Annotated in this window: 20 protein-coding genes and 1 pseudogene; 7 read left to right on the top strand and 14 right to left on the bottom strand. The window is 71.7% G+C overall.

The features are described from left to right. Positions 1-104, top strand: a pseudogene (locus WCD84_RS12235) (IS110 family transposase); the annotation flags it as partial. A 126-nt stretch (positions 105-230) separates the two neighbouring features. On the opposite strand, the gene WCD84_RS12240 reads toward WCD84_RS12235, so the two are convergent. From WCD84_RS12240 to WCD84_RS12285, 10 genes are all read right to left on the bottom strand, one after another. Next, a complete protein-coding gene (locus WCD84_RS12240) occupies positions 231-845 on the bottom strand; it encodes a YbhB/YbcL family Raf kinase inhibitor-like protein (RefSeq protein ID WP_343255236.1) in 615 nt (204 codons plus the stop codon). Between the two features lie 31 nt (positions 846-876). Further along, complete coding sequence (locus WCD84_RS12245; protein WP_343281527.1) at positions 877-2,946, bottom strand: tetratricopeptide repeat protein; 2,070 nt, start codon at positions 2,944-2,946, stop codon at positions 877-879. A 60-nt stretch (positions 2,947-3,006) separates the two neighbouring features. Beyond that, positions 3,007-3,999 (bottom strand): YheT family hydrolase, encoded by a 993-nt coding sequence (locus WCD84_RS12250; RefSeq protein ID WP_343281528.1) that lies wholly within the window; start codon positions 3,997-3,999, stop codon positions 3,007-3,009. Continuing rightward, a complete protein-coding gene (locus tag WCD84_RS12255; protein WP_343281529.1) occupies positions 3,996-4,796 on the bottom strand; it encodes a lysophospholipid acyltransferase family protein in 801 nt (266 codons plus the stop codon). The genes WCD84_RS12250 and WCD84_RS12255 overlap by 4 nt, the downstream gene beginning before the upstream one ends. Before the next feature lie 47 nt (positions 4,797-4,843). Then, on the bottom strand, positions 4,844-5,278 hold the full coding sequence (locus WCD84_RS12260; protein ID WP_343255170.1) for a hotdog fold thioesterase: 435 nt from the start codon (positions 5,276-5,278) through the stop codon (positions 4,844-4,846). A gap of 74 nt (positions 5,279-5,352) precedes the next feature. Continuing rightward, positions 5,353-5,562: a hypothetical protein gene (locus WCD84_RS12265; RefSeq protein ID WP_343281530.1), complete on the bottom strand. Its 210-nt coding sequence runs from the start codon at positions 5,560-5,562 to the stop codon at positions 5,353-5,355. Positions 5,563-5,691: 129 nt separating this feature from the next. Then, positions 5,692-7,560, bottom strand: coding sequence for a phospholipase D family protein (locus WCD84_RS12270; RefSeq protein WP_343281531.1), 1,869 nt, complete (start codon positions 7,558-7,560; stop codon positions 5,692-5,694). Then, complete coding sequence (locus tag WCD84_RS12275; RefSeq protein ID WP_343279774.1) at positions 7,557-8,171, bottom strand: YceI family protein; 615 nt, start codon at positions 8,169-8,171, stop codon at positions 7,557-7,559. Before WCD84_RS12275 ends, WCD84_RS12270 begins: the two co-directional genes overlap by 4 nt. Continuing rightward, positions 8,168-8,644, bottom strand: a complete 477-nt coding sequence (locus tag WCD84_RS12280) for a SixA phosphatase family protein (RefSeq protein WP_343255237.1) — start codon at positions 8,642-8,644, stop codon at positions 8,168-8,170. Before WCD84_RS12280 ends, WCD84_RS12275 begins: the two co-directional genes overlap by 4 nt. Positions 8,645-8,688: 44 nt before the next feature. Next, positions 8,689-9,324, bottom strand: coding sequence for a ParA family protein (locus WCD84_RS12285; protein ID WP_343279775.1), 636 nt, complete (start codon positions 9,322-9,324; stop codon positions 8,689-8,691). Positions 9,325-9,433: 109 nt separating this feature from the next. Between WCD84_RS12285 and WCD84_RS12290 the strand changes: the two genes are divergently transcribed. From WCD84_RS12290 to WCD84_RS12300, 3 genes are all read left to right on the top strand, one after another. Next, entirely contained in the window at positions 9,434-10,921 is a 1,488-nt protein-coding gene (locus WCD84_RS12290; protein WP_343281532.1) for an AAA family ATPase, read from the top strand. 89 nt (positions 10,922-11,010) lie between these two features. After that, positions 11,011-12,675: a hypothetical protein gene (locus tag WCD84_RS12295; RefSeq protein ID WP_343255176.1), complete on the top strand. Its 1,665-nt coding sequence runs from the start codon at positions 11,011-11,013 to the stop codon at positions 12,673-12,675. Positions 12,676-12,729: 54 nt separating this feature from the next. Further along, positions 12,730-13,518: an ankyrin repeat domain-containing protein gene (locus tag WCD84_RS12300; RefSeq protein WP_343255177.1), complete on the top strand. Its 789-nt coding sequence runs from the start codon at positions 12,730-12,732 to the stop codon at positions 13,516-13,518. Between the two features lie 224 nt (positions 13,519-13,742). Here WCD84_RS12300 and WCD84_RS12305 read toward each other — a convergent pair whose 3' ends face one another. Beyond that, positions 13,743-14,786, bottom strand: a complete 1,044-nt coding sequence (locus WCD84_RS12305) for a hypothetical protein (RefSeq protein WP_343281533.1) — start codon at positions 14,784-14,786, stop codon at positions 13,743-13,745. 169 nt (positions 14,787-14,955) lie between these two features. Here WCD84_RS12305 and WCD84_RS12310 point away from each other — a divergent pair, with 169 nt between their 5' ends. Together WCD84_RS12310 and WCD84_RS12315 are read left to right on the top strand one after the other, a co-directional pair. Continuing rightward, the gene (locus WCD84_RS12310; RefSeq protein ID WP_343281534.1) at positions 14,956-16,488 is read left to right on the top strand and encodes a lipase family protein; all 1,533 of its coding nucleotides are present in this window, start codon (positions 14,956-14,958) and stop codon (positions 16,486-16,488) included. A 96-nt stretch (positions 16,489-16,584) separates the two neighbouring features. Further along, positions 16,585-17,238 (top strand): ankyrin repeat domain-containing protein, encoded by a 654-nt coding sequence (locus WCD84_RS12315; protein ID WP_343281535.1) that lies wholly within the window; start codon positions 16,585-16,587, stop codon positions 17,236-17,238. 19 nt (positions 17,239-17,257) lie between these two features. Here WCD84_RS12315 and WCD84_RS12320 read toward each other — a convergent pair whose 3' ends face one another. Further along, the gene (locus WCD84_RS12320) at positions 17,258-17,896 is read right to left on the bottom strand and encodes a tetratricopeptide repeat protein (protein WP_343281536.1); all 639 of its coding nucleotides are present in this window, start codon (positions 17,894-17,896) and stop codon (positions 17,258-17,260) included. Positions 17,897-18,116: 220 nt separating this feature from the next. On the opposite strand from WCD84_RS12320, the gene WCD84_RS12325 reads away from it, so the two are divergent. Then, entirely contained in the window at positions 18,117-21,938 is a 3,822-nt protein-coding gene (locus tag WCD84_RS12325; protein WP_343281537.1) for an indolepyruvate ferredoxin oxidoreductase family protein, read from the top strand. 215 nt (positions 21,939-22,153) lie between these two features. On the opposite strand, the gene WCD84_RS12330 is transcribed toward WCD84_RS12325, so the two are convergent. After that, positions 22,154-22,390, bottom strand: a complete 237-nt coding sequence (locus tag WCD84_RS12330) for a hypothetical protein (RefSeq protein WP_343281538.1) — start codon at positions 22,388-22,390, stop codon at positions 22,154-22,156. 123 nt (positions 22,391-22,513) lie between these two features. After that, positions 22,514-23,290 carry a hypothetical protein gene (locus tag WCD84_RS12335; RefSeq protein WP_343281539.1) on the bottom strand — a complete coding sequence of 259 codons (777 nt, stop codon included), beginning with the start codon at positions 23,288-23,290 and terminating at the stop codon, positions 22,514-22,516. Positions 23,291-23,320 lie beyond the last annotated feature (30 nt).

Genomic DNA, 23,320 nt, shown 5'->3' on the forward strand with positions numbered 1-23,320 from the left:
GGAAATGCGCCAAGGTGGCCTTGGTTGCCTGCATGCGCGCCTTCCTGGGACAGCTCAACGCCATGCTCAGGGACGGCAAATCCTGGCAGCCAGCCTTGGACTAATCAAAGACAGTTGCTCCCACAGGTTCATGGGCTGGAGGTTCATGGGCTGGAGGTCCATGGGCTGCGGGTTCATGGGCTGGGGCTCACGGGCTGCGGGTTCATGGGCTGCGGATCGCGGCCATGTCACTACGCGGCGTGGGAAGGATGCAGGCCGTAGCTGCCCCAGGTCGCGGCTTCGGCCAGCACGTGGCCCTGCATCGCGCGCAGCACGTCGCCGGCGGTGAAGCGTTCGGGCAGTTCCAGATGCTCGACATCCAGCGCGAAGACGCGGAAGAAGTAGCGGTGCAGGCGCAGGTCGTGCGCCGGCGGGTACGGGCCGTCGTAACCGGACCAGTCGCCGCCCATCTCCGGGTCGCCGGCGAACCAGCCGGTGTAGTCGTTGAGGCCCTGGCGCGTGCCGGACGGCCCCGGCGGCGTGCGCTTGCCGCCCTTGGTGACGCCGTCACTGCAGCTGCCGGCTTCGATCGAGGTGACCTGCGGCGGGATGTCGACCATCGCCCAGTGCATGAAGTCGCCGCGCGGATGTTCGACCGGGATGTCGACCCTGTCATTGGCGACCAGCGCCGGGTCGGTGGGCGCGTCCGCGTCGATGCACAGCAGCGCGAACGCGCGCGTGCCCGCCGGCGCACCGCCCCAGGACAGCTGCGGATTGCGGTTGCCGCCGAGGCCGTCGGGCGTGCCGAAGGCGAACGCGGCGGGAATCGGCTGGCCGTGGTCGAAGCTTTCGCTGGCGATGTGCATGGCGGTGGCGGTCATGGGGATGTCCTCGTGGTCAGGCTTCGGGATAGCCGAGGCGGCGTGCGACCGGCGCCAGCTTGGCAAAGGGACCGGCAAGCTGGTCGGCATAGCGGCGCCAGTCGCCGGCGGCGAAGCGCGGGGTGCCGAACAGGCCGGCCGGCGGCGGCGGCAGGCTGCTGCCCAGGGCGCTGCCGATCAGGGCCGCCATTGCCACGGGGTCGTCGGCGACCTCGTCGACACGAAGCAGGCGGTGCGGCACCAGGTTCTGCTCGTGCAGGGTGGCGACCTGGTCGAGCGCGGCGGCAAGCCAGCCGGCCGCGAGCTGTGGCGATTCCGCCGCGAACGGCGTGCCCGCGCCGAATGCGATCCAGTCCATCAGCATGTCGCGCGGGTCGCGCAGCAGGACCAGCAGCTGCGCCTCGGGCAGCGCCGCGCGCACGGCCGCGGTGTAGCTGTTGTCCCACCACGGCATCCAGTCGATCACGGCGTCATGGATGCCGCGCCCGGGAAGGGCCTTGCGCCAGGTGGCGATCACGCCGGGCGCATCGAAGGCCCCCGAAGCGACATTCGCCCACGACCCGATGTCCTGGAAGATATCGGCCGGCGGGTTGGCACCGACGCGGTCGTCGCGGAACGCCGGCACGACCTTCAGCAGCCGCGCGCCGCGCTCGGCCAGCGCACCCGGCAGGCCGAGCAGGAATACCGCCGGAGGCGCGTCGGCGACCGGTGCCGCGGCTTCGGGCCACTCGGCCGGTGCCGGGGTGGCCCTGGGCAATGCCAGGCGGTTGCCCGGCCCCGCCGCGATGCGCCGGTTCCAGTGATCCAGCGCGCCGGCGAAGTCACCCGTGCGGTGCCGTGCCAGGCCCAGCCCCATGTCCAGGGTCGCCCTGGCGTCCGGGTGCAGGTCTTCCCGCGCCAGCAGCGACTCGATGCGCCGCAGCGCCTCGGCAGGGTCGGTCACCAGCAGTGCGTCCACCAGCTTCATCCCGGCGTCGAAGTGGTCCGGCTCGAGCTCAAGCAGCGCCCGCGCCGCGGCCTCGGTGCCGGCAGGCCGGTTTTCGATGGCGTTGAGCTTCATCTCCGCTTCCAGGGCATCGATCGATTCCGGACTGTGCTGGCGCCAGCGCTCGATCAGCCCGGCGGCAACGTCGCCCAGCGGATCGAAGACCAGGCGCACGTACCACAGGAGATCGATACCGGGCGAAGTCGCCAGCGCCGCATCGAGCATGTTCCGCGCTTCGTCGGTCGCCCCAAGCCGGCGCCAGGCCTCGGCGATCGCCGTGGTGGCCCGGAGTTCGCCCGGCTGCACCACGAACACTTCGCGCAGGTGCTGCAGCGCGCGCGCCGGCCGGCCCGCCGACAGTTCGAGCTCGCCGACGAAACGCCGCACCTGCAGCGTGGCCGTGGCCTGGTCGGCCAGCAGCGGGGCGAGTTCGTCGATGGCGTCGACCGGGCGGCCCTGGCGCGCCAGCGTGAGCGCGAGCATGAGGCGCGCGTCATTGGCCAGCGGCGGAGCCTCGAGCAGCTTGCGGAAGGCCTGTTCGGCGAAGGCGAAGTGCTCCTCCCTGAGATACGCGAACGCCAGCGCCTGCATGGTGAGCGGATCGCCGGGTGCCTGCTGCAGCGCGGCCGACAGCTGCGCGATGGCGGCGCCGTTGTTGCCCTTGCGCAGCGCGATCATGCCGCCGAGCGCCTGCAGTTCGGGATGATCCTGTTCGACCCTCCCGGCCAGGCGCAGCTGGCGCTCGGCCTCGGCGATGTCGCCGGCGGCAAGCGCCAGGTGCGCCCGCATGGCATAGGCGGCAAAGTGGTTGGGGTCGGCGCCCGCCGCGGCGCCCATCGCCTGTCGCGCGGCCTCGAGGTCACGCAAGCCGAGCTGCAGGGTGGCGTGTTCCATGTGCAGCTCGGCGGAATCGGGAGCCAGCGCGATCGCCGCCAGGATCACCTCGCGCGCGCCGTCGAGGTCGCCGCTGGCACGAAGCGCCAGGGCCAGCAGGCGCTGGGCGTCGACGTCGCCGGGCGCGTCCGCCGCATGGGTGCGCGCCGCATCCAGCGCGGTCCGGGTGTCGCCGCGGCGCAGCGCGTCGAGAATCTTTTCTTGCATGGGAAGGCCGTCCTGCCGGCGCGGCGCGCCGAAAACCCCGATTGTAGCCGTCCGGCCCGCTCAGCCTTCGCCGGCCAGGCGTTCGACCACCCAGCGCTCGGCGTAGCCATCCAGCCGCGGTCCTTCGATGAAGCCGCAATGGCCACCCCAGGCCGCGACTTCCAGCCGCGCCCCTGCAGGCAGGGCCAGGCGATGGAAGTCATCCACCGGGATCACCGGATCGTCGGCACTGGTCAGGATAGAAGCCGGCACCGCGAGTCCCGCCAGGCGGTCGCCGGCGATCGAATAGCCGTCGAAGTAGGCAGCAAGGCTGCCAAAGTCGGTGTGCCGCAGCACCAGCCACTCGGTGAGCGCGCGCATGCGCAGGCGCAGCACCGCGTCGTCGAAACCCACGCGATCGGGGAACAGCTCGCGCTTGCGCACCAGCGAGCGCCGCCAGCTGCGCTCGAAGTGGTGCATGTACAGGGGCAGTCCCCGCTCCATCGCCTCCATGGTCCGCGCCGGGTCCAACACCGGGCAGACCGCGGCCACCCCGTCCAGCGACAGCCCGGCGGCGGGCGCACGCAGCGCCAGGCGCAGCGCGAAGTTGCCCCCGAGCGAATGCCCCGCGACCACCAGCCGCGGCCGCGGCATGCACCCGGCGATGTCCCGCGCGGCGTGCACGACTTCGTCGATGCGCGCGGAATGGAAGATGTCGGGGTTGAGGTGGTGGCTGCCGCCGTGGTCGCGGAAGTTGAGCCGGAACACGTCGTAGCCGCGCGCCAGGAAGCCGGCCGCGGCCAGGCAGACATAGGCCGACTCCGCGCTGCCCTCCCAGCCGTGCAGCAGCAGGGCCATGCCGCGCGGCTCGACGCCGGGCAGCGCGGTGTGCAGGCCGAGCAGGCGCACACCCCCGCCGCCATCGACCACGACCTCCCGGGTCACCGCGCCGCTGGCGGCGAGCGCGGCCAGCCCGCGGCGGCGGCGCAGGGGGCTGCCGGCAAGCACCGACTGAAGATGGGCGTTGCGCAGCCAGCGCGGCGGCCGATAGGGGCTGGCGGTGGCCGGGCTCACGGCTCCCGCAGCGCGGCGACGATGCGCTCGCGGCTCATCTTCGCGATCGCGGCGCGACCCTCGGCCTGGCCCGGCAGCACCGGCTCAAGGAAGACCACATCGACCACGCGCGCAGGCTCGCCGAGCAGGCGCAGGAAGTTCTGCAGGAAATTTTCGTGTGGATGGAACGCGACCACGCGCTGGCCCTCGGCGCGCGCGCCGTAGCGCAGCGCCACCGGCTGCACCGGCACCCCGGCCTCGACCGCGGCGGTGAAAATGCGGGCGTGGAAGGGTCCGACCTCGACGCCGTCGCGGGTGCGCCCCTCCGGGAACACGCCCACCGAACGACCGCTGCGCAGGCGCTCGACCATCACCCCAAGCACGCCGCCCAGCGATTCCTGGCTGCCACGCTGGTGGAAGATGGTCCCGCCGCGACGGGCCATGCGCCCGACCAGCGGCCAGCCGTCGATCTCGCGCTTGGCGACGAAGCCCATCATCCGCTGGCTGTGCAGCGCCGAGATGTCCATCCAGCTGACGTGGTTGGCCACGAACAGGGTGCCGCCCGGCAGCGGCGTGCCGACGCGACGCATGCGCAGGCCGAACACCCGCAGCAGCCCGCCCTGCCAGGCCCGGGCCAGGCGGTCGCGCAGGCTTTCGCCGCCGAACCCGATGCGGTCGGTCGGCAGCGCGAGGCCGATCATCACCAGTGGCAGGTGCACGAGCGCGTGCCAGAGCAGCATCGGTACGCGCAGGAGATAACGGCCCGCGCGCGCCAGCGGGGCGCCGGCGGACGCGGTGGAAGCAGTGGGGGAACGCATCGCGAAACGATACCGGATGGCTTCCGGCGCGGGTAGCTTGGCGGCGCTCAGGCCGCGGCGACCACCGCAAGGGTCAGGCGCGAAATGCAGGCCAGGCGGCCGCGCGCGTCTTCGATCCGGATCTCCCAGACCTGGGTGCTGCGTCCGATGTGCAGCGCGCGCGCGGTGCCCCTGACCACGCCCTCGCGGGCGGCGCGCACGTGGTTGGCGTTGATCTCGAGGCCGACGCAGACCTCGCCCTCGGCCACGCACATGTTGCCGGCGCTGCTGCCCAGGGTTTCGGCCAGCAGCACCGAGGCGCCGCCGTGGAGCAGGCCGTAAGGCTGCCGGGTGCGGGCATCCACGGGCATGGTCGCGACCAGGTGGTCATCGCCGATGTCGACGAATTCGATGCCCAGGGCTTCGATCGCGGTGCCCCGGGAGAGGGCATTGAGCGCAGCCAGGTCGAGGCCGCGGCGGAAAATCGACGGTGGGACGGTCATGGAGGGCTCCGATGGTCCCGGGCTGGCGCCGCGGCGCGCCAGCCTAGGACCGGGCTCCCCCGTGGTCAATCCGATCAGATCAGGCGGAAGCGCGGGGCCGGCTGGCCGCCTGGTGCGTAGCGACGGGCGGCGGCGTAGCCGCTGCTGCTGCCGTAGCCGGTGCCGAAGTCGCGTGAGCGGTAGCGCGGCGCCAGGCCGGTGGCGCTGCCCGACTTCGCGGAGCCGCTGACGCTCGCGGCGGCGTGGCTGGCGGCAAAGGAAACGTTGGCGTCGGTGCGGTACATGGCGATGTCCTCGGGGGTTGTGACTTGGTGTGCTGGTAAAGTACCACACCACAATCCTACTGCAATAGGACAAAAGTCACAGCGGCCCGTTTCGGCGGTCTTGCCGACGAACGGTCGTCCAGGCAACGCTCAGAGAATCGGGGCCAGTCCGGCACCGAACGCAGTGAAGATGCGGGTCAGCAGGCCGCGCAGGCCGACCCGCACTTCGGGGAAGTCGCCCACCGGCTCGTGGCAGGCGCGGAATCGCGGATCGCCCGGCGGCGGCGGCGGCTCCACGCAGCCCGGCCCCGGCTGGAACTCGTAGCTGGTCGCGTAGCGCGTCGGCCACAGGTCGAACACCGGCAGCGATTCGGACACCTTGCCCAGCGAGTAGTCCAGGCCCGGCAGCAGCCACGGGCGGTCGCGGCGCGCGATCGTCCAGGCATTGGCCGGCGCCATGTCGCGACGGACGCTGGCGGCGAGCGCGCGTGCGAATGCCGCGTCTTCGATCACCACGGCGCTTTCGGTGTTGTAGTTGTCACCGCGCGGATCGAAGTTGTGGGTGCCGATCACGCCGATGCGCTCATCGACCACCAGCGACTTGGCGTGCAGGCCGAAGCGCACGCCGCCGCGGTGCAAGGGCACGCGCTCGTGCGCCGAGAAGCCCGACCAGCGCAGCGCCGAGTACTCGCGCTCGAGCGGACGGATGCGCGCACGCTCACCGTCGCCGCCGTCGAGAACCACCGTGCCGGTGGCCTCGACGTCGATCGGCGCATCCTGCGGGAAGGGCTTGAATTCGTGGATCTGGAAGCCGAATTCACGCAGGTGCCGGCGCTTGTACTTGTACGACAGCGCATAGGTGATGAAGGCATCGGTCGCGGCCAGGCTGTTGGTCGACACCAGCACCCGCGGCGGATCCTCGCGCCCGTGCAGTTCGCGGAACAGGTCCTGCGCCACCGGCGACAGCACCAGGTAGGGCGTCTGCAGCAGCACCTCCTCGCGCGCGCCCTCGATCAGCTCGCGCAGGCCGCGGGTGGAAGGCGCCACGCCTTCATAGTCGCGGCGATGCTTCTGCGGCGGGTCGGAAATGAACTCCACCGCCGCGACCGGCAGCGCCTGCGCCGCCAGCGCATCCACCAGGCCGGCGTCGTCGGCATCGCGCGAGATCTGTTCCACGCGCGCCGGCAGCTCGAACGGCGCATGCGGCAGCCGCGGCACGCCTTCACGCAGCAGCAGCTGGCCGACGTCGCCGAGCCCGGCAAGCGTGCGCGTGAGCCGCGCGCCCCAGTACTGCTCGAAGCTGGCGGCCATGTCCGCCACCACCGGCCCGGCGACGAACAGGTCGCGATCGCGGAAGTTGTACTCCGGGTCCCAGTCGTAATAGCTGTTCTGGTAGTTTCGCCCGCCGGTGATCCCGGCCAGGTCGTCGACCAGCAGCAGCTTGTTGTGCATGCGCTGGTTGAGCCGCCGCCAGCAGCAGGCCGCGGCAAGCACGTACTGCGGATAGCTGATGCGCGCGCGTCCAAGCACCGGGTTGTAGATGCGCATCTCGAAGTTGGCATGGGCACCGGCCAGCGCGGCCAGGGTCTCGACCTCGCGCAGCGCCGACAGCTGGTCCACCAGCACCCGCACCCGCACCCCGCGCCGCGCTGCGGCCAGCAGTTCGTCGAGGAACAGATGCCCGGCGTCGTCCTCGTCGAAGATGTAGGTCTGCACGTCGATGGTGCGCTGCGCCGAGCGCACCATGCTCAGGCGCGCGAGCAGCGCATCCTGCCCGTAGTCGAGGATCAGCGCGTGGTGGCGCGGCGCGCCGGGGGCGCTGTCCGCCATCGCGTCGAGCCCCAGCCTGCGCAGTGCCGAAGGCGTGGCGCAGGCATCGTCGCGCAGGCAGTCGACCAGCACCGGGCGCGCCTGCCCGGCCACGCGCGCCGCGGCCTCGGCCTGTTCCGGAGACAGCGTGGCGCAGCCGCCGGCTGCCAGCGCGGCGGCCAGCAGCAAGAGGCGCAGCACGGCCTTCATCCCACGCCCCCCGCCCCGGGCGCGTCCGCGTTCCCGCCGCCACCCTCCGTCGCCCGGATGCGCAGCTGGAAGCGGACCTTGCGCCCGATCGCAACGCTCCAGCGGTTCATTCCGTAGTGGCTGCGATCGATCAGGCCCGCCGCCAGCACCGGGCAGTCCAGCGCCGGGCGCGCACACGTCGAGGGCAACACCGTGAATGCCTCACGCTGCTGCACGTCACGGATGTTGAGCACGCCCGGCAGCGCGCCGCCGTCCACCAGCAGCCGCGGATCGAAGGGGTCGGACACGAAGCTGAGCCAGGGATGGCGTTCGGCGTCGAAGAAGCCCCTGCCGCGGGTGAGCTGGGTATTGCGCCGGCTGCCGAGGATCTCCACGTCGGTCGTCGACAGCGACAGCCGCACCTGCTGGCGACCATCGGCCAGGCGCGTCAGGCGGCCTTCGAAGACCGGGAAGCGGCCCTCGACCACTTCGCCCCAGCGGGTGACAAGGTTGAAGCCGACTTCCGAGCTCGCGGTGTCGATGTCCGCGGCGCGGAGCGGAGCAGCTGCCGGCAGGGCGGCGGCGAGAAGTGCGACCAGCAGCGCGCAGGCGGCGACCGGGACACGCCTCACGGCCACCAGAAGTCGATGAGCCGCGCCGCGCCGGGTTCGACCTCGGCGCCCACCGGCAGCTGCAGCATCGCGATCGAGCCCGGCGGCATGCCGCGGTACTCCCCGGACTGGCCGCTGTGCAGCAGCGCCACCAGGCGCTCCAGCCCGGGATTGTGGCCGACCAGCATCAGCCGGCCGACATCGCGATGCTGGTCGGCCAGCGCCGCCAGCGTGCCGGGGGTGGCGTCATAGATGGAAGGTTCCAGGCGCTGTTCCACGTAGCCGACCACGCCGAATACCGCTTCAAGCGTCTCGCGCGTGCGCCGCGCCGGCGAACACAGCACCTGGTCGGGCAGCAGCCTGTGCTCAAGCAGCCAGCGCCCGGCGGCCTCGGCCTCGGCCTGGCCTTCCGGCGAAAGCGGGCGATCGAGGTCGGCCTGCCCCGGCCCCGCCGCCTCGGCATGGGCGTGGCGCAGCAGCAGGATGTCCCTCACGTCGGTTGCCATCGGTCGATTCTCCTTTGTCCGCCGCGAACGGCTCAGGCCTTGCGCAGCCACTTCAGCAACGGTGCCCAGTCCGCCTGGTGGTTGCGTACCTGGGCGGAACGGTAGTCGAACAGGCTGCGCCCCAGGCCCACCAGCAGCACATAGGCCTGGCTGTCGCGCAGCGAAGCCACCACCGGATAGGGCCACTGCCCCAGCAGGTCGAGCGTGGCCTGCGAGGCGTTGGTCCACGGTTTCATGCGGTTGGCGACCAGGCCCACGCGCAGGTCGCCGCGGCGGACCCTCGCGTGCCGGGCCAGCGAGTCGAGGAAGTGCACGGTGGCGTCGAGGTCGAGCGCGGACGGCAGCACCGGCACCACCACGGCGTCGGCATGTTCCAGCCAGATCGCGAGATCGTCGGCCATGGCGCCGGCCGGTGCGTCCACCACCACCCGCTGGGTGTCTTCCGGCAGCGACTTCCAGGCCGTCGCGGCGCGCCTGGCGCCGGCGATCGGCAGGACCGCGCTTTCAAGCCCCGCGCGGCGCTCGGCCCAGCGGGTGGACGACTGCTGTGGATCGGCGTCGATGATTGCTGTCCGCAGGCCGTCGACGGCCGCGTGCGCGGCGAGGTGGGTTGCGATCGTGGTCTTGCCTGCACCGCCCTTGGAACTGGCCACCAGCACCGTCTTCATGCGCTCTCCGGTCACGTCCGCCAACGTACGGCAGTCGAGGGTACACCGCCCGACACGACATCGCGCACCTAGAATGCACCGACTCCCGAGCACTGGCAGCACGTACCCGATGAGCGACCTGCAGGACCTGGCGGCCCTGATCCGCGCCGATACCCCGTTGATCATCGTCGAAACCCCGGACGAGCCCAGGGTGGTCGAGCTGTTCCGGCAGTCGCTGCTGCACGTCTGGCGCGCGCTGTACCGCTGGACCATCACCGAAGGCCTGCGCCGCCTGGACCTCGACGGCGAGGACCCGACCGACGACGCACCCGACGCCACCAGCACCCTGCGCGCGATCCATGGCGCGGAGCAGCGCGGCGTCTACCTGCTGCTCGATTTCCATCCCTACCTGGGCTACGCCGGCACCCAGCGCATGCTCCGCGACCTGGTCCAGCGCCGCGGCTGCCAGCCGCACGTGCTGGTGCTGGTGGGGCACAAGGTGGAGCTGCCCGCCGAGCTCGAAGCCCGGGCGGTGCGCTTCGGCATCCGCCTGCCCGACGCCAACGCCCTGCTCAAGCTGGTCCGCGAAGAGGCCGTGCGCTACCAGGCGGAACACGGCGGCCGCCGCGTGGAGGCCGACGCCGACGCGGTGAAGCTGATCGTGCGCAACCTGCAGGGCCTTTCGCTGGGCGACGCCCGCCGGATCGCCCGCCAGCTGATCTTCAACGACGGCGCGCTCGGCCGCGACGACCTGCCGCAGCTGGCGAAGCTCAAGTTCGAGCTGCTCAACCGCAGCGGGCACCTGCATTACGAATACGACACCGCGGGATTCGCCGACGTCGCCGGCGCGCGCGCGCTGAAGCGCTGGATCGACCTGCGGCGCTCGGTGTTCACCTCCGGCAGCGCGCCGCCGGGGCTGGATCCGCCCAAGGGCGTGCTGCTGCTGGGCGTGCAGGGCTGCGGCAAGTCGCTGCTGGCGAAGTCGATCGCCGGCGGCCTGGGCGTGCCGCTGGTGCGGCTGGACTTCGGCACGCTGTACGACAAGTTCCACGGCGAGACCGAGAAGAACCTGCGCGCGGCGCTGGAGTCGACCGAGCTGCTCGCGCCCTGCGTGCTGTGGATCGACGAGATCGAGAAAGGCCTGGCCTCGTCCACCGGCGACGGCGACGGCGGGGTTTCACGGCGCGTGCTGGGCTACCTGCTGACCTGGATGGCGGAGCGCAAGTCGCACGTGTTCCTGGTCGCCACCGCCAACCAGGTCCACGAGCTGCCGGCGGAGCTGTTGCGCAAGGGCCGCTTCGACGAGATCTTCTTCGTCGACCTGCCGGGCGTGGAGACGCGGCGCGAGCTGTTCGCGCTGCACCTCGGCAAGCGCGGGCTGGAACCGGCGGGCTTCGACCTGGATGGCCTGGCCACGGCGGCCGAAGGGTTCTCGGGCGCCGAGATCGAACAGGCCATCGTCTCCGGCCTGTATGCCGCGCACGCAGCCGGCACCCCGCTCAATGACTTCCTGCTGCGCGCCGAGCTCAAGCGCACGCGGCCGCTGTCGGTGGTGATGGCCGAGCAGGTGGATGCGCTGCGCGGCTGGGCGCTGGGGCGGACGGTGCCGGCGGACTGAGCGCGCAGCCGCATTCACTAGGGTCACTCCCAGCTGGCGCCAGCGGCCGCGCTGGCTAGGCTTCATGGCATCGATCCGTGGAGTCGGCCATGAGCTTCCAGGTGTCCAGCCAGATGTCCATCGCGCAGCAGATGCGCCTGGACAACCACTTCGCAACGGGGCTGCTGCCGCCGCCGCAGCTGAAGCAGGTCGCGAACCAGTATCCCCAGGGCGACGGCAGCTTCGCCGGCCAGGTCGCGGGCACCCAGCCGCAGCCGGACCTGGACCTGCAGATGGCGATGATGGCCAACGACGTCTACGCGGCCGACAACCCGCAGACCGAGCAGGCCCTGGCCGAAGCCGGCTGGACCGCGCTCGAGCCCAGCGCCGACGGCAATTCGCTGGTCGATGCCCAGGGCAACGAGATCCCGATCGATCCCGCCCTGCTCAGCACCTCCGAAGGCTTCGACGCCTCGATCTACCAGAACGACCAGGGCCAGTACGTCGTCGCCTATCGCGGCACCGACGACTGGGGCCTGGCGCCGTCCGGCGATGCCGACGACAACGCGCAGCAGGGCCTGGGCTTCGAGAGCGGCCAGTACAAGGACGCCGTGGCCCTGGCCGAGGCCGCCAACCGCGTCTTCGGCGACGGCAACGTGGCCTTCACCGGGCACTCGCTGGGTGGCGGCCTCGCCTCCGCCGCGTCGCTGGCCACCGGCGTGCCGGGCGTGACCTTCAACGCGTCGGGACTCAGCGACCAGACCCTCGAATCACTCGGCTTCAATCCCAACGCCGTGCGCGAGGACGCCGCCGACAGCGGCCAGCTGCGCCGCTACATCGTCAACGGCGATCCGCTGAACGGCGCGCAGCAGGACCTGCCGATCATCCCGATCCTGGGCATGTCGCCGCCCAACGCGGTCGGGCATGAGCTGCGCATCGATCCGCCCGCCGGCATGGGCGGGATCGGCGACCTGGCCGCCCTGCACGGCGGCGGTGGCGACAACGCCTCCTACGTCGACGCCCTGCAGCAGAACACCGCCTACGATCCGTCCACCCGGCCCACCCTGCCCGAGCGCGCCGGCAGCGCCGTCGACGGCGGCCTCGACCGGCTCGGCGACTTCGCCAACGACGCGCTGTCCGCAGGTGGCCGTCCCGCCCTCGGCTGGGCCGTGGACCAGGCGCTTGACGTTGGTGGTGACATCGCCGGCGGCACCATCGGCGTGGTCGGCAACATCGGCCGCGACGGCCTTGAGCGCGTGGGCGAGTACAACCTCAACCAGCTTGGCAGCGTGATCCGCCAGGGCCAGGACGTGGTCGGTGACCTTTGGGACAACGGTGCCGAGATGATCGACGGCATCGGCGACGCCGGGCGCGAGGCCTTCGCCAACGGCGACAACGTCGACGGCACCGCGCAGGTGGTCGGCGACGTGCTCGACTTCGCCATCGACAGCGTCGGCGACATCGCCGACGGCGCCTTGGGTCTGGTCGGCGACACCACCCAGAACCTCGCCAATGCCGGCGGCGGGCTGCTGCGTGACATCGGCGACGCCACCGGGCTCGATGCCCCGCTCGATGCCGTGGCCGGATTCGTTGAAGACACCGGCAAGGTCGTCAGCGATGTCGCCGACGGCGCCGGTGAGGTCATCGACACCGTCACCGACGTGATCGGCGACGGCGTAGAGGCGGTGTCGGACTTCGTTGGCGACGTCGGCCAGGCGACCTCCGATGGCGTCGAATGGCTGGGCGAGAAGCTCAACCCGACCAACTGGTTCTGAGCCATCGGACCGGCGCCACGCACGCTGCAGCTGTGACGTAGTAACGTGCCCGACATGACCGACGCAGGCCACACGCAAGCACACGCGGCGCCCTCCACCAGGATGGTGCCGCGCTGCGTTCGCGCGCTGCTGGCTGCGTCGCTGATGCTCGCCTCCACCGCCGGCTGCGCCCGGCAAGGGACCGACGTGACTCCAGGCAAGGCCTTCGACAATCCCGGCAACGCCCAGCTTGCCGACGCCGTGACCGGCGGCGACGAAGCGCTTGCGCGCGAACTGCTCGCCGCAGGCGCCAATCCCAACAGCGTCGACGACCAGGGCCAGCCGCTGCTGCAGTGGGTGATGAAGCAGGGCGACCGCGGCGCGTTCCGCCTGCTGCTTGCGCTCGGCGCGGACCCGGCGCTCGGCAACGCCGACGGCCGCACCGCGCTGCATCTGGCGGCGATGGGCAAGACCCAGGGCTGGCTGGAGGTGCTGCTCGAACACGGCATGTCGCCCGACACGCCCAACACCACCACCGGCGCCACGCCGCTGTTCGACGCGCTCCGCGCCGGCAGCGAGGACAATATCGCGCTGCTGCTGCGCGCCGGCGCCCGCCTGGACGTGGCCGACCGCAACGGCACCACGCCGCTGCACCAGGCGGCCCTGGTCAAGGACTCGGGCGCGGTGCTGCGTTTCCTCGAGGGCGGCGCCGACCCGCGCGCCGCCGATCGCACCGGCGCCACGTTCCAGGACTACCTGTTCCGCGGCGACCCCAAGCTGCTCAACGTCGCCACCCGCCGCGACCTCGAAAAAATCGACGCCTGGCTTGAGGCCAACGGCGTCGCGGTCACGCCGCGCGGCTGAAGCCACGACCAGGGAGCTGCCTGGGCAGCTGCCTGGGCCTTGCCCCAACCTGCCGCCCTCCACCGGCGCCTGCTGGCCCCGCACCGACGCCTGTGGGAGCGGCTATAGCCGCGATACGGAGCCCCCACAGGAAACGTAATCTCCGGGATCCCGGATAGAAAAGCTTCGCGGCTATAGCCGCTCCCACAGGTGCGCGGTTACGGCCACGGGCCGGGCGAGCGCGGTCAGCGTCGCGGCTGCTGCCATGGCGCACGCCAGCCTGCCGGCGGCTCCTGCGCAAGACGGGCCTCGGCCAAGGTGCGCCTGACCAGCGCGTCTTCGGTATCGATCGCGGGATCGGCGAGCAGGCGGACGAGCAGCTCCGCGTCGCCGCTACCGGCCTCGTCCCGCCCTGCGAGCTCCGCCAGCTGCTCCTGTCGCCAGTCGACGCCGCGGCGGCGCGCATCCAGCGGTGCGCGCTCGGCGGCGCTGCGGGTCAGCGCGCGCGCCATCGACAGGCCGATGCGTTCATCGAGCACGGTCTGCGGCCGCGCCAGCAGCAGGTCGGCCATGTGGCGGCACGCGTCCGCGCGGCCCGTCGCGCGCAGCTGGCGCCCGGTGCAGGCAGCCAGCACCTCGCGGTAATCCGGCAGCAGCACCCCGTGGAGCGACGAGGCCCACACCGCGGCATGCGCCGCCGGCGACGGCTGCGCGCCCTCGCCGAACGCCGCCCATTCCGCCCGCGTGGGCGGATGCCTGGCCAGCGTGTCGGCAACCCAGCGCAGCATCGGATAGGGCTCGGGCGCATTGCGCGTGGACTGCGCGGCCGCCGACAGCACCGCTTCCGGCCCAAGCCCCTGGTGCAGCAGCGGCGCCAGGTTGCCGGGCGAGAGGGCCTGCCAGCGGCGCGCGGCGGCGCTGGCGGCGGCCTGCTCACCGGCCACCGTGCCTGCGGCCAGCAGCAGCTGCTGGCTGATGGTGTCGCCGGCGCCCCTGGCCCCGGCGTCCGAACGCCAGCGGTCCGCGTCCACGCCGTCGGCGACGCGCCGGCCCGGGTCATACGGCTGCGCCATCGCTTCCAGCAGGGCGGCCAGCGCCAGGTCGCGGGCGCCGTCCGAGCGCCCCAGCACCGACGCCACGCGCAGGCCATAAGCCTGCCAGGCTTCGGCGCGCTGCTGCGCACGCTGCAGCTCCGCTTCCGTGGGCGCGGACTCCGACGGCGTCTGCGCAAGGGCGGGCGCGGCCAGCGCCGACAGCAGCAGGAGGGGCAACAGGAAGCGGATGCGCATGGGCGACTCCATCGGCGTGGTCGATCACCGCAGCATATCCGCGCGCCGGTGAATGCGATCCCGGTGCCACGCGCGCCAGACACGGCGAATCCGACCTAGGGTGTGCCCCCGATTGAACGCGGCCGCGACCGGCGGTCCACTGGCTGCAGACCCTCGCTGGACCGCCGTCATGCAGCCGATGCGCCTGGACACCGATTCCGCCTCCGCGGTCCACCTGCACAGGCTCCGGCAGGCGCCGCCGCCCGCGACCGACGCGGCGAACGCGCCCGCGGCGCAGCCGCTGCAGGGCCGCCACGAACCCGCATACCACCCGCAGCTGTCCGCGCTGTCGCCCACCGCGGCGCCGCAATGCGCACCCGGTGGCGTCGGTCCCGGCGAGCTGTCCGCGGTGGCCGGCGGGCAGCAGGCGCAGGAATTCGACGTGGTGCTGTCGCAGTTGGCCACCGCGGTCTACGAGGCCCGCCCGGCGCCCCCGGCCGGCTGGAGCGCGGTCACCGACGCCGATCTCGCCGCCGCCGGCATCGACGACCCCGCCGCGTGGCGCGCGCAGTACCTCGACGGCGGCGACCAGCTGGTCGCGCAGCACTTCAAGGCCGAGGTCTACCGGGACTGCAACGGCAACTTCGTGCTCGCCTACCGCGGCACCGACGGCAGCGGCGCCGACTGGATGAACAACTTCCGCCAGGGCGCCGGCTTCACCACCAGCGACCAGATCGACAAGTTCAGCGGCCTGGCCACCCGCACCGCGGTCGAGTTCGAGCGCCGCTTCGGCACCATGGACGCGGACGGCAACGCCACCAACCTCGCCATCACCGGGCACTCCCAGGGCGGCGGCCTGGCTTCGGTGGCCGCGCTGGCCTCCGGCGTGCCGGCGGTCACCTTCGACGCCTCGGGCATCCATCCCAACACTCTGGACCGCATGGGCATCGACCCGCAGGCCGCGCGTGACATCGCCGAGGGCGGCATGATCCGCCGCTATTCGCTGGGTGACGACCTCCTGACCAACGTCCAGGAGGGCAGCCCGATCGCGCTCGCCGCCCCCGATGCGCTGGGCACGCAGATCGTGGTCAAGGCCGAAGGCGTGCAGGACCTGACCCTGGTACCGCGCGGCCTGGCCCTCGAGACCGGCCTGCCGACCCCGGTCGCCATCGGCCTCGGCGCCGGCCTGGAAGCGCTGGACCGCCTGAACGTCCCGGTGCTGGGCGATGTCGCCGGCCTGGTGCGCGGCGCGGTCAGCCACAGCCCGGAACTGCTCACTGAAGCCATGATCCAGCAGCAGCCCTGGGAGCCCGGCTACCGGAACCCGCCGCAGGGAGCCGGCGCAACCCTGGTCGACATGGTCCCCGATGAGCTGCAGGACGACTTCGCGCGCAACACCCACGACCTCGCCGGCGACATCATCGACGTGGTGGATACCGACTTCGCCAGCGGCAACGGCGTGCAGGGCGGCTTCCGCATCGCCGGCGACGTCGCCGAGGGCGTCTTCAACTCAAGCGGCGACACCCTGCGCCACGGCGCCGAATCGCTGGCCCGGCGCATCGACGACCGCTTCGACGGCCCGCTCAGCGACGCCGCCGCGGACGTGGTCGCCACCGGTGGCCGCGCGGTCGAAGCCGTGGCCGACTTCAGCGGCAACGTGGTCGAGAAGGCCGCGGACCTGCTCGGCGGTGCCGCACAGACCGTGCGCAACTGGTTCCGCTGACCGCGCGTCGCTATGGCACCATCCCCGGTGATGCGCACCAGTGCCCTGATCCTTCTCCTGGCGGCAAGCGCGGCCGCATGCAGTGGACCGCCGACCATGGACCATCCTTTCACCGACCCGCAGCTCTCCCCGCTCGCCGACGCGGCGCTGCGCGGCGACGCCGATACGCTGCGCGCCGGCCTGGCCGGAGTGAACCCGGACACGCCGGGCAAGGATGGCACCAGCCTGCTGCAGCTGGCCGTGGCCGCCGGGCAACCTGCCACCGTCGCCGCGCTGCTGGACGCGGGTGCCGATCCCAACCGCCCGTCGCCCGGCGGCGGCAGCCCGATGCACGCGGCCGCATTCGGCGACGATCCCGCCCTGCTGCGCGCCCTGCTCGACCACGGCGGCGATCCCGACCTGCGCAACAGCGCGACCGGTGAAACCCCGCTGGTGCGCGCCATCCTCGGCCGCGGTGACGCCCAGGTGCAGATGCTGCTCGACGCCGGTGCCGACCCCGGCGCCGCCGACGACAACGGCGCCACGCCGCTGCACGCGGCCGGCTCGATCAACGCCGGCGCGATGGTGCTGCTGCTGCTGGAGTCCGGCGCGCCTGCGCACGCCACCAACGGCGCCGGCGAAACCTTCCAGCCGTATTACTTCCAGCTCGGCGACTCACTGCTCAACGAGCGCGCGCGCGGCGAGCGCCGGGCGGTCATCGACTGGCTGCGGGCGCACGACGTGCCGCTCGAGGCCGGCGTCGGCGAATAGCGGCGCCGGCTCGCCGCGATCAGGGCCAGGCGGGCGGCGCCACGCGCCAGGCCGCGGCCACCTCGGCCAGCAGCGCGCGATCGGCCTCGGTCCAGTCCGGCAGCAGCCGCGCCAGGTCCGGCGACTGCCACAGCCGCGGTTCGGTGCGGACGGCGGCGGCATACCAGCGCACGGCCTCGTCGCGGCGGTCCAGCCGCCACAGTCCCAGGGCCAGGGTCGGCGGCAGCCAGGACGGTCCCTTGAGCCGCTCGGCGCCGGCAATGCGCCACTGTTCGAGGGCACCGGCGAAATTGCCGTCGCGGTACAGGTCCCAGCCGTGGTTCCAGTGCATCGCGTCGCGCTGGCGTGCGCCCTCGGCGCGCTGCAAGGCCTCGGCGTAGAGCGCCGCGCCGGTGTCGGCGCGACCGCTGGCATAGGAGATGTGCGCCAACTGCGCGCCGGCCAGGGCCGCATCGCGGCGACCGCGGTCGCGTACCTGAAGCAGGCGCGCCACGACGTCGTCGCCGTCCGCCGCCGGATACAGCTCAAGCGGCCGGGTCACGTCGGTGTCGGCCTCGAAATAGAATTCCTTTGGCCTGGGAATGTCCTGGGCAAAAAGGCCGAGCGGCAGGACGACTAGCACGAGGGCGCCGATCAGGCGCGTGGCAAAACGGTTCATGGCGTCACTTGGGTTGGCGGAGCCCCTGCACTCCGGGGCGCATGGTACCGGGTGCACCGCGTGGATTCAGCCTCCGCCGTCGCACCGGTGCCCGCGACAGATCGCGGACCCCGCCCGCTGCTAGAATCCGCGCCGCCTCCGCGCTTCCGCGCTCTCGCGCAGCCGTGCGACGGCCGGCGCGCGCCTCCGCCAGCGTCCACGCACGCCACAGGGCCCTGCCATGACCAGCACCGCCGAACTCTCCTCGCCCGCTTCCGCCAGCACCGGCCTGACCCGTGGCGTGACCGACCACGACTACACGCTGGAGGACAAGTACACGCGCACGCAGGGCCGCATCTACCTGTCCGGCGTGCAGGCGCTGGTGCGGCTGCCGATGATGCAGCGCCTGCGCGACCAGGCCGCGGGGCTGAATACCGGCGGCTTCGTGTCCGGCTACCGCGGCTCGCCGCTGGGCGGCTTCGACCTGGAGCTGTGGCGCGCGCGGAGGCATCTGGAAGGCGCGAACGTGCACTTCAAGCCCGGCCTCAACGAGGACCTCGGCGCGACCATGGTCTGGGGCACGCAGCAGACCAATCTGTTCCCGGGCGCGACCGTCGATGGCGTGTTCGGCATGTGGTACGGCAAGGGCCCGGGCCTGGACCGCTCCGGCGACGTGTTCAAGCACGCCAATGCCGCCGGCACCTCGCAGCATGGCGGCGTGCTGGCACTGGCCGCCGACGACCACGCCTGCCGCTCGTCGACCCTGCCGCACGGCTCGGAAGGCGAGTTCACCAGCGCGCTGATGCCGATCCTCAACCCGGCCGGCGTCCAGGACATCCTCGACATGGGCCTGCTGGGCTGGGCGATGAGCCGCTACACCGGGCGCTGGATCGGCTTCAAGACCATCGCCGAAACGGTCGAGTCGTCGGCGTCGGTGGACGTCGATCCGTTCGCGCTCGAGATCGTGACCCCGGACGATTTCGACATGCCGCCCGGTGGCCTCGGCATCCGCTGGCCCGACCCGCCGATGGACCAGGAGATGCGCCTGCACCGCTATGCGGTCAAGGCCGCGCAGGCCTTCGCGCGCGCCAACCGTATCGACCGCGTGGTGATCGATTCGCCGGCCGCGCGGCTCGGCATCGTGACCACCGGCAAGAGCTACCTCGACGTGCTGCAGGCGCTGGAGTACCTGGGCCTGGACGCGCAGGCCTGCGCCGAACTCGGGATCCGCGTCTACAAGGTCGGCATGACCTGGCCGCTGGAGCCCGTGGGCATCCGCGCGTTCGCGCACGGGCTCGAGGACATCCTGGTGGTGGAGGAGAAGCACGCCTTCATCGAGAGCCAGATGAAGGAGCTGTTCTACAACTTCGACTTCGGCCTCGACGGCGGCCGCCGGCCGAGCATCGTCGGCAAGTACGACGAGGCCGGCGAGTGGATCCTGCCGTCCACCGGCGAGCTGACGCCTGCCACCATCGCCGGCGTGATCGCGCGTCGGCTCCACGGCGGCATTCACCAGCGCGGCATTCCGATGGACGCGCGCGACTCCGCGCACATCACCGACGTGCTGCGCTGGATGGAAGAGAAGGAAGGTGCGCTGGCGCTGCCGCGCGCGCAGTTCCCGCGCGTGCCGCACTACTGCGCCGGCTGTCCGCACAACACCTCGACCCGGGTGCCCGAAGGCTCGCGCGCGATGGCCGGCATCGGCTGCCACTACATGGTCACGTGGATGGACCGCAGCACCGAGACCTTCACCCACATGGGCGGCGAAGGCGTGACCTGGTCGGGGCAGGCACCGTTCACCGAAACGCGGCACGTGTTCCAGAACCTCGGCGACGGCACCTACTTCCACTCCGGCACGCTGGCGATTCGCCAGTCGGTCGCGACCGGCGTCAACATCACCTACAAGATCCTCTACAACGACGCGGTGGCGATGACCGGCGGCCAGCCGGTGGACGGAACGCTGTCGGTGCCGCAGATCGCGCACCAGGTGCGCAGCGAGGGCGTGCAGGCGATCGTCGTGGTGAGCGATGAAATCGAGAAGTGGTCCGACCGTTCGATCTTCCCCGCCGGCGTCGAGTTCCACGACCGCCGCGAGCTTGACGCCGTGCAGAAGCGCCTGCGCGAAGTGAAGGGCGTCAGCATCCTCATCTACGACCAGACCTGTGCCACCGAGAAGCGCCGCCGCCGCAAGCGCGGAAAGATCGCCGACCCCGCCAAGCGCGTGGCCATCAACTCGCTGGTCTGCGAAGGCTGCGGCGACTGCGGCGTGAAGTCGTTCTGCGTCTCGGTGCTGCCGAAGGAAACCGAGTTCGGGCGCAAGCGCGAGATCGACCAGTCGGCCTGCAACAAGGACTTCAGCTGCGTCGAAGGCTTCTGCCCGAGCTTTGTCACCGTGCACGGCGGCACCCCGCGCAAGGGCAAGGCCGCGACCGGCCTGTCGCGCCTGGCCAACCTGCCCGATCCGGTGTGCGCCAGCGACGGGGCGCGGCCCTGGAACATCCTGGTCACCGGCGTCGGCGGCACCGGCGTGGTCACCATCGGCGCCCTGCTCGGCATGGCCGGGCATCTGGAAGGCCGCGGCGCCAGCGTCCTCGACCAGACCGGCCTGGCGCAGAAGGGCGGCGCGGTCACCACCCACATCCGCATTGCCGGCGCACCGTCGGATATCCACGCGGTGCGCATCGCCGCCGGCGAGGCCGACCTGGTGCTGGGCTGCGACATGGTGGTGGTCAACGACTACTGGACGCTGTCAAAGCTCCGCGCCGGCCGTTCGCAGGTGGTGGTCAACAGCTACGAAGCGATGCCGGGCACGTTCACCACGCGGCCCGACATGCAGTTCCCGGCGACCGACATCATCAGCGCGGTGCGTACCGCGCTGGGCATGGACGATGCCGGTATCCCTGCCGCAAGCGCGGGCGCGGGTGACGGTCCCGGTACCGGTCGCGGCCCCGTCGCCGCGGCGGCGGGCGATTCCGATGCGTTGCGCATCGTCGACGCCACCCAGCTCGCCACGGCGCTGCTGGGCAACGCCATCGCGGCCAACCTGTTCATGCTCGGCTACGCCTGGCAGCGCGGCCTGGTGCCGCTGTCGCTGGACGCGCTGATGCGCGCGGTGGAGCTCAACGGCGCCGCGATCGAGATGAACAAGACGGCGTTTGCCTGGGGCCGCCTGGGCGCGGTCGACATCGAAGCGGTGTACGAGGCCGCCGGCATCGTGCGCAACCCGCGGACCGCCGCCGAAGCCACGCCGACGCTGCTTGACGCGCTGCCGCCGGGTGACTGGGAAGGCAACGAATGGGGCGCCACCAGCGCGCCCAAGCCGCAGCGCACCGAAGACGACCTTCGCCACCTGCCTGCAGGGGCGGACACCATCGCATTCCTGCCGCTGGACGATGCCCGCCTGTCGCGAAGCCTTGATGAACTGGTCGCCCGCCGCGTCGCCTTCCTCACCGACTACCAGGACGCGAAGTACGCGCGTCGCTATTCCGACCTCGTCGCCCGCGTGCGCTCAGCCGAAGAAACCCGCGCGCCCGGAGCCACCGATCTCAGCGAGGCCGTGGCCCGCTACTTCTTCAAGCTCATGGCCTACAAGGACGAGTACGAAGTGGCGCGCCTGTATACCAGCGGCGAGTTCAAGCGCCAGCTGGAACAGCAGTTCGAGGGCGACTACCGGCTCGAGTTCCACCTCGCCCCGCCGCTGCTGGCCAGGCGCGACGCCGAGGGCCGGCTGCAGAAGAAGGCCTTCGGTCCCTGGGTGTTCAGCGCGTTCAAGCTGCTGGCGAAGCTCAAGGGCCTGCGCGGCACGCCGCTGGACGTGTTCGGCTACACCGCGGAACGGCGCACCGAGCGCGCATTGATCGACGGCTACGAGCTCACCGTGGGCGGCCTGCTCGACGCGCTGGACTCCGGCAACGTGGCGCTGGCAGCGGAGATCGCCTCGATTCCCGAGCACATCCGCGGCTATGGCCACGTCAAGCATGCGCACCTGGAGAAAGCGAAGGCGCGCGAAGCCGACCTGCTGCGCGAGTGGGCCAATCCGCTGCGCATCGTGCAGGCGGCCTGACGCCACGAAGCCCCAAGCCGCAGGGCCGCAGGGCCGCTGTTGTAGGAGCAGCTACAGCTGCGACCGCATGCAGCGGGTCGCAGCTATAGCTGCTCCTACAGGTCTGTGGGGCGTTGCGCGGGTCGCAGCTGTAGCTGCTCCTACAGGTCTGTGGGGCGTTGCGTGGGTCGCAGCTGCAGCTGCTCCTACGGGCGTGGGGCGGATCGGTGCGGGCGTCAGCCGCTGCAGCCGCCGCAGCACACCGAGGGCTGCTGCTCGACGTCGGCCGGCTGCACATCGCCGCCGACCTCGTTGATCAGGCCCACCAGCTGCGCAGCGTCGATCGCGGCGTTCACGCGCAGGCCCTGCGCCGGATCGATGTCGACCACCGCGGCCGGATCAAAGGCCAGCAGAGCATCCTCGATCACCGCCAGCGGCGGCAGCGGCCGCGACGCACGGACATGGAACTCCATCGTCGTCTCCTGCTGAGGCGCCAACGGCGCCGATGGCCCCATGCTGCGACGCCTGCGGCGCGGCGGCGATGATCCAGGTCAAACCACAGGCAAGAGCGGGAGCCGAAGCCCCCTCGCCAGCGCCTAAAGCGCCGCGACTGCGGCCCGCGCGAGCGCGATCGTCTGTTCTTCACGCTCGGCCAGGGTCGTCTGGTGCCAGGCCCGGCTCGCCGCCACCAGCTTAGTGAGGTCGGGAGGCGCCGCCATCCGCTCGCCGTGATGGGCGGTGACGCTGAAATGCAGGTTGTCGACCAGCACCCTCAGGTCACCGCGTCCCACCAGCATGCGGGCCTGGTCGCCAACGCCGTCGACGTCGCTGAACTCGATTCCGCGCGAAGCACTGCGCGTGGCGTCCGCGGCTCCTGCCAGCAGCGCGCCGGCCGCCGCGCTGTCCGGCCCCGCGCTTGCACGCGCCTGCTCGCTGATGCCGTCCATCGCCTTGCCGAGTTCGTCGCCGCTCATTCCGCGGGTGACGTTGGCGAAGTGCTGCGCCGCGGCCGCGGCATCCTCGGCAACCCGGGCCACATGGACGGTGGCGTCCATGACCATGCCGTCTCCCTTCCAGTTGTAGAGGCAGATGCCGGCGGATTCGTGCTGCTCGATTTCGCCAACCGGCAGGCCGAAAACGGTCGCGACGGTGTCGACCGTGACCACGCTGCACGGTGAATCGCTCAGTGAGGCATCGAACCGGGCGGGGGCCGACGTCGACACCCCCGTCCCCCCGGCATCGGCACGTCCGGCCTCGGCGGCGCCATCGCCGCCGCAGCCGGCCAGCAGCAGCGCGAGCGTGGCCGTGGACGCGGCCGGAATGAGGGAGCTGCGGACGGACCGCGGGCGGGACCGGTGGAAAGGCGTGTGCATGGCGTGGATCTCCTGCCGCGATCACTCGCG

The sequence above is a fragment of the Luteimonas changyuni genome, from assembly GCF_039548395.1.
Lineage (GTDB): Bacteria > Pseudomonadota > Gammaproteobacteria > Xanthomonadales > Xanthomonadaceae > Luteimonas.

Excerpts from the sequence above, each read along its gene's own strand:
- WCD84_RS12320 (WP_343281536.1), bottom strand. The coding sequence starts at position 17,896 with ATGAACCGTTTTGCCACGCGCCTGATCGGCGCCCTCGTGCTAGTCGTC.
- WCD84_RS12255 (WP_343281529.1), bottom strand. The coding sequence starts at position 4,796 with ATGCGTTCCCCCACTGCTTCCACCGCGTCCGCCGGCGCCCCGCTGGCG.
- WCD84_RS12240 (WP_343255236.1), bottom strand. The coding sequence starts at position 845 with ATGCACATCGCCAGCGAAAGCTTCGACCACGGCCAGCCGATTCCCGCC.
- WCD84_RS12270 (WP_343281531.1), bottom strand. The coding sequence starts at position 7,560 with ATGAAGGCCGTGCTGCGCCTCTTGCTGCTGGCCGCCGCGCTGGCAGCC.
- WCD84_RS12295 (WP_343255176.1), top strand. The coding sequence starts at position 11,011 with ATGAGCTTCCAGGTGTCCAGCCAGATGTCCATCGCGCAGCAGATGCGC.
- WCD84_RS12325 (WP_343281537.1), top strand. The coding sequence starts at position 18,117 with ATGACCAGCACCGCCGAACTCTCCTCGCCCGCTTCCGCCAGCACCGGC.
- WCD84_RS12310 (WP_343281534.1), top strand. The coding sequence starts at position 14,956 with ATGCAGCCGATGCGCCTGGACACCGATTCCGCCTCCGCGGTCCACCTG.
- WCD84_RS12305 (WP_343281533.1), bottom strand. The coding sequence starts at position 14,786 with ATGCGCATCCGCTTCCTGTTGCCCCTCCTGCTGCTGTCGGCGCTGGCC.
- WCD84_RS12285 (WP_343279775.1), bottom strand. The coding sequence starts at position 9,324 with ATGAAGACGGTGCTGGTGGCCAGTTCCAAGGGCGGTGCAGGCAAGACC.
- WCD84_RS12265 (WP_343281530.1), bottom strand. The coding sequence starts at position 5,562 with ATGTACCGCACCGACGCCAACGTTTCCTTTGCCGCCAGCCACGCCGCC.
- WCD84_RS12315 (WP_343281535.1), top strand. The coding sequence starts at position 16,585 with ATGGACCATCCTTTCACCGACCCGCAGCTCTCCCCGCTCGCCGACGCG.
- WCD84_RS12260 (WP_343255170.1), bottom strand. The coding sequence starts at position 5,278 with ATGACCGTCCCACCGTCGATTTTCCGCCGCGGCCTCGACCTGGCTGCG.
- WCD84_RS12330 (WP_343281538.1), bottom strand. The coding sequence starts at position 22,390 with ATGGAGTTCCATGTCCGTGCGTCGCGGCCGCTGCCGCCGCTGGCGGTG.
- WCD84_RS12290 (WP_343281532.1), top strand. The coding sequence starts at position 9,434 with ATGAGCGACCTGCAGGACCTGGCGGCCCTGATCCGCGCCGATACCCCG.
- WCD84_RS12300 (WP_343255177.1), top strand. The coding sequence starts at position 12,730 with ATGACCGACGCAGGCCACACGCAAGCACACGCGGCGCCCTCCACCAGG.
- WCD84_RS12335 (WP_343281539.1), bottom strand. The coding sequence starts at position 23,290 with ATGCACACGCCTTTCCACCGGTCCCGCCCGCGGTCCGTCCGCAGCTCC.
- WCD84_RS12245 (WP_343281527.1), bottom strand. The coding sequence starts at position 2,946 with ATGCAAGAAAAGATTCTCGACGCGCTGCGCCGCGGCGACACCCGGACC.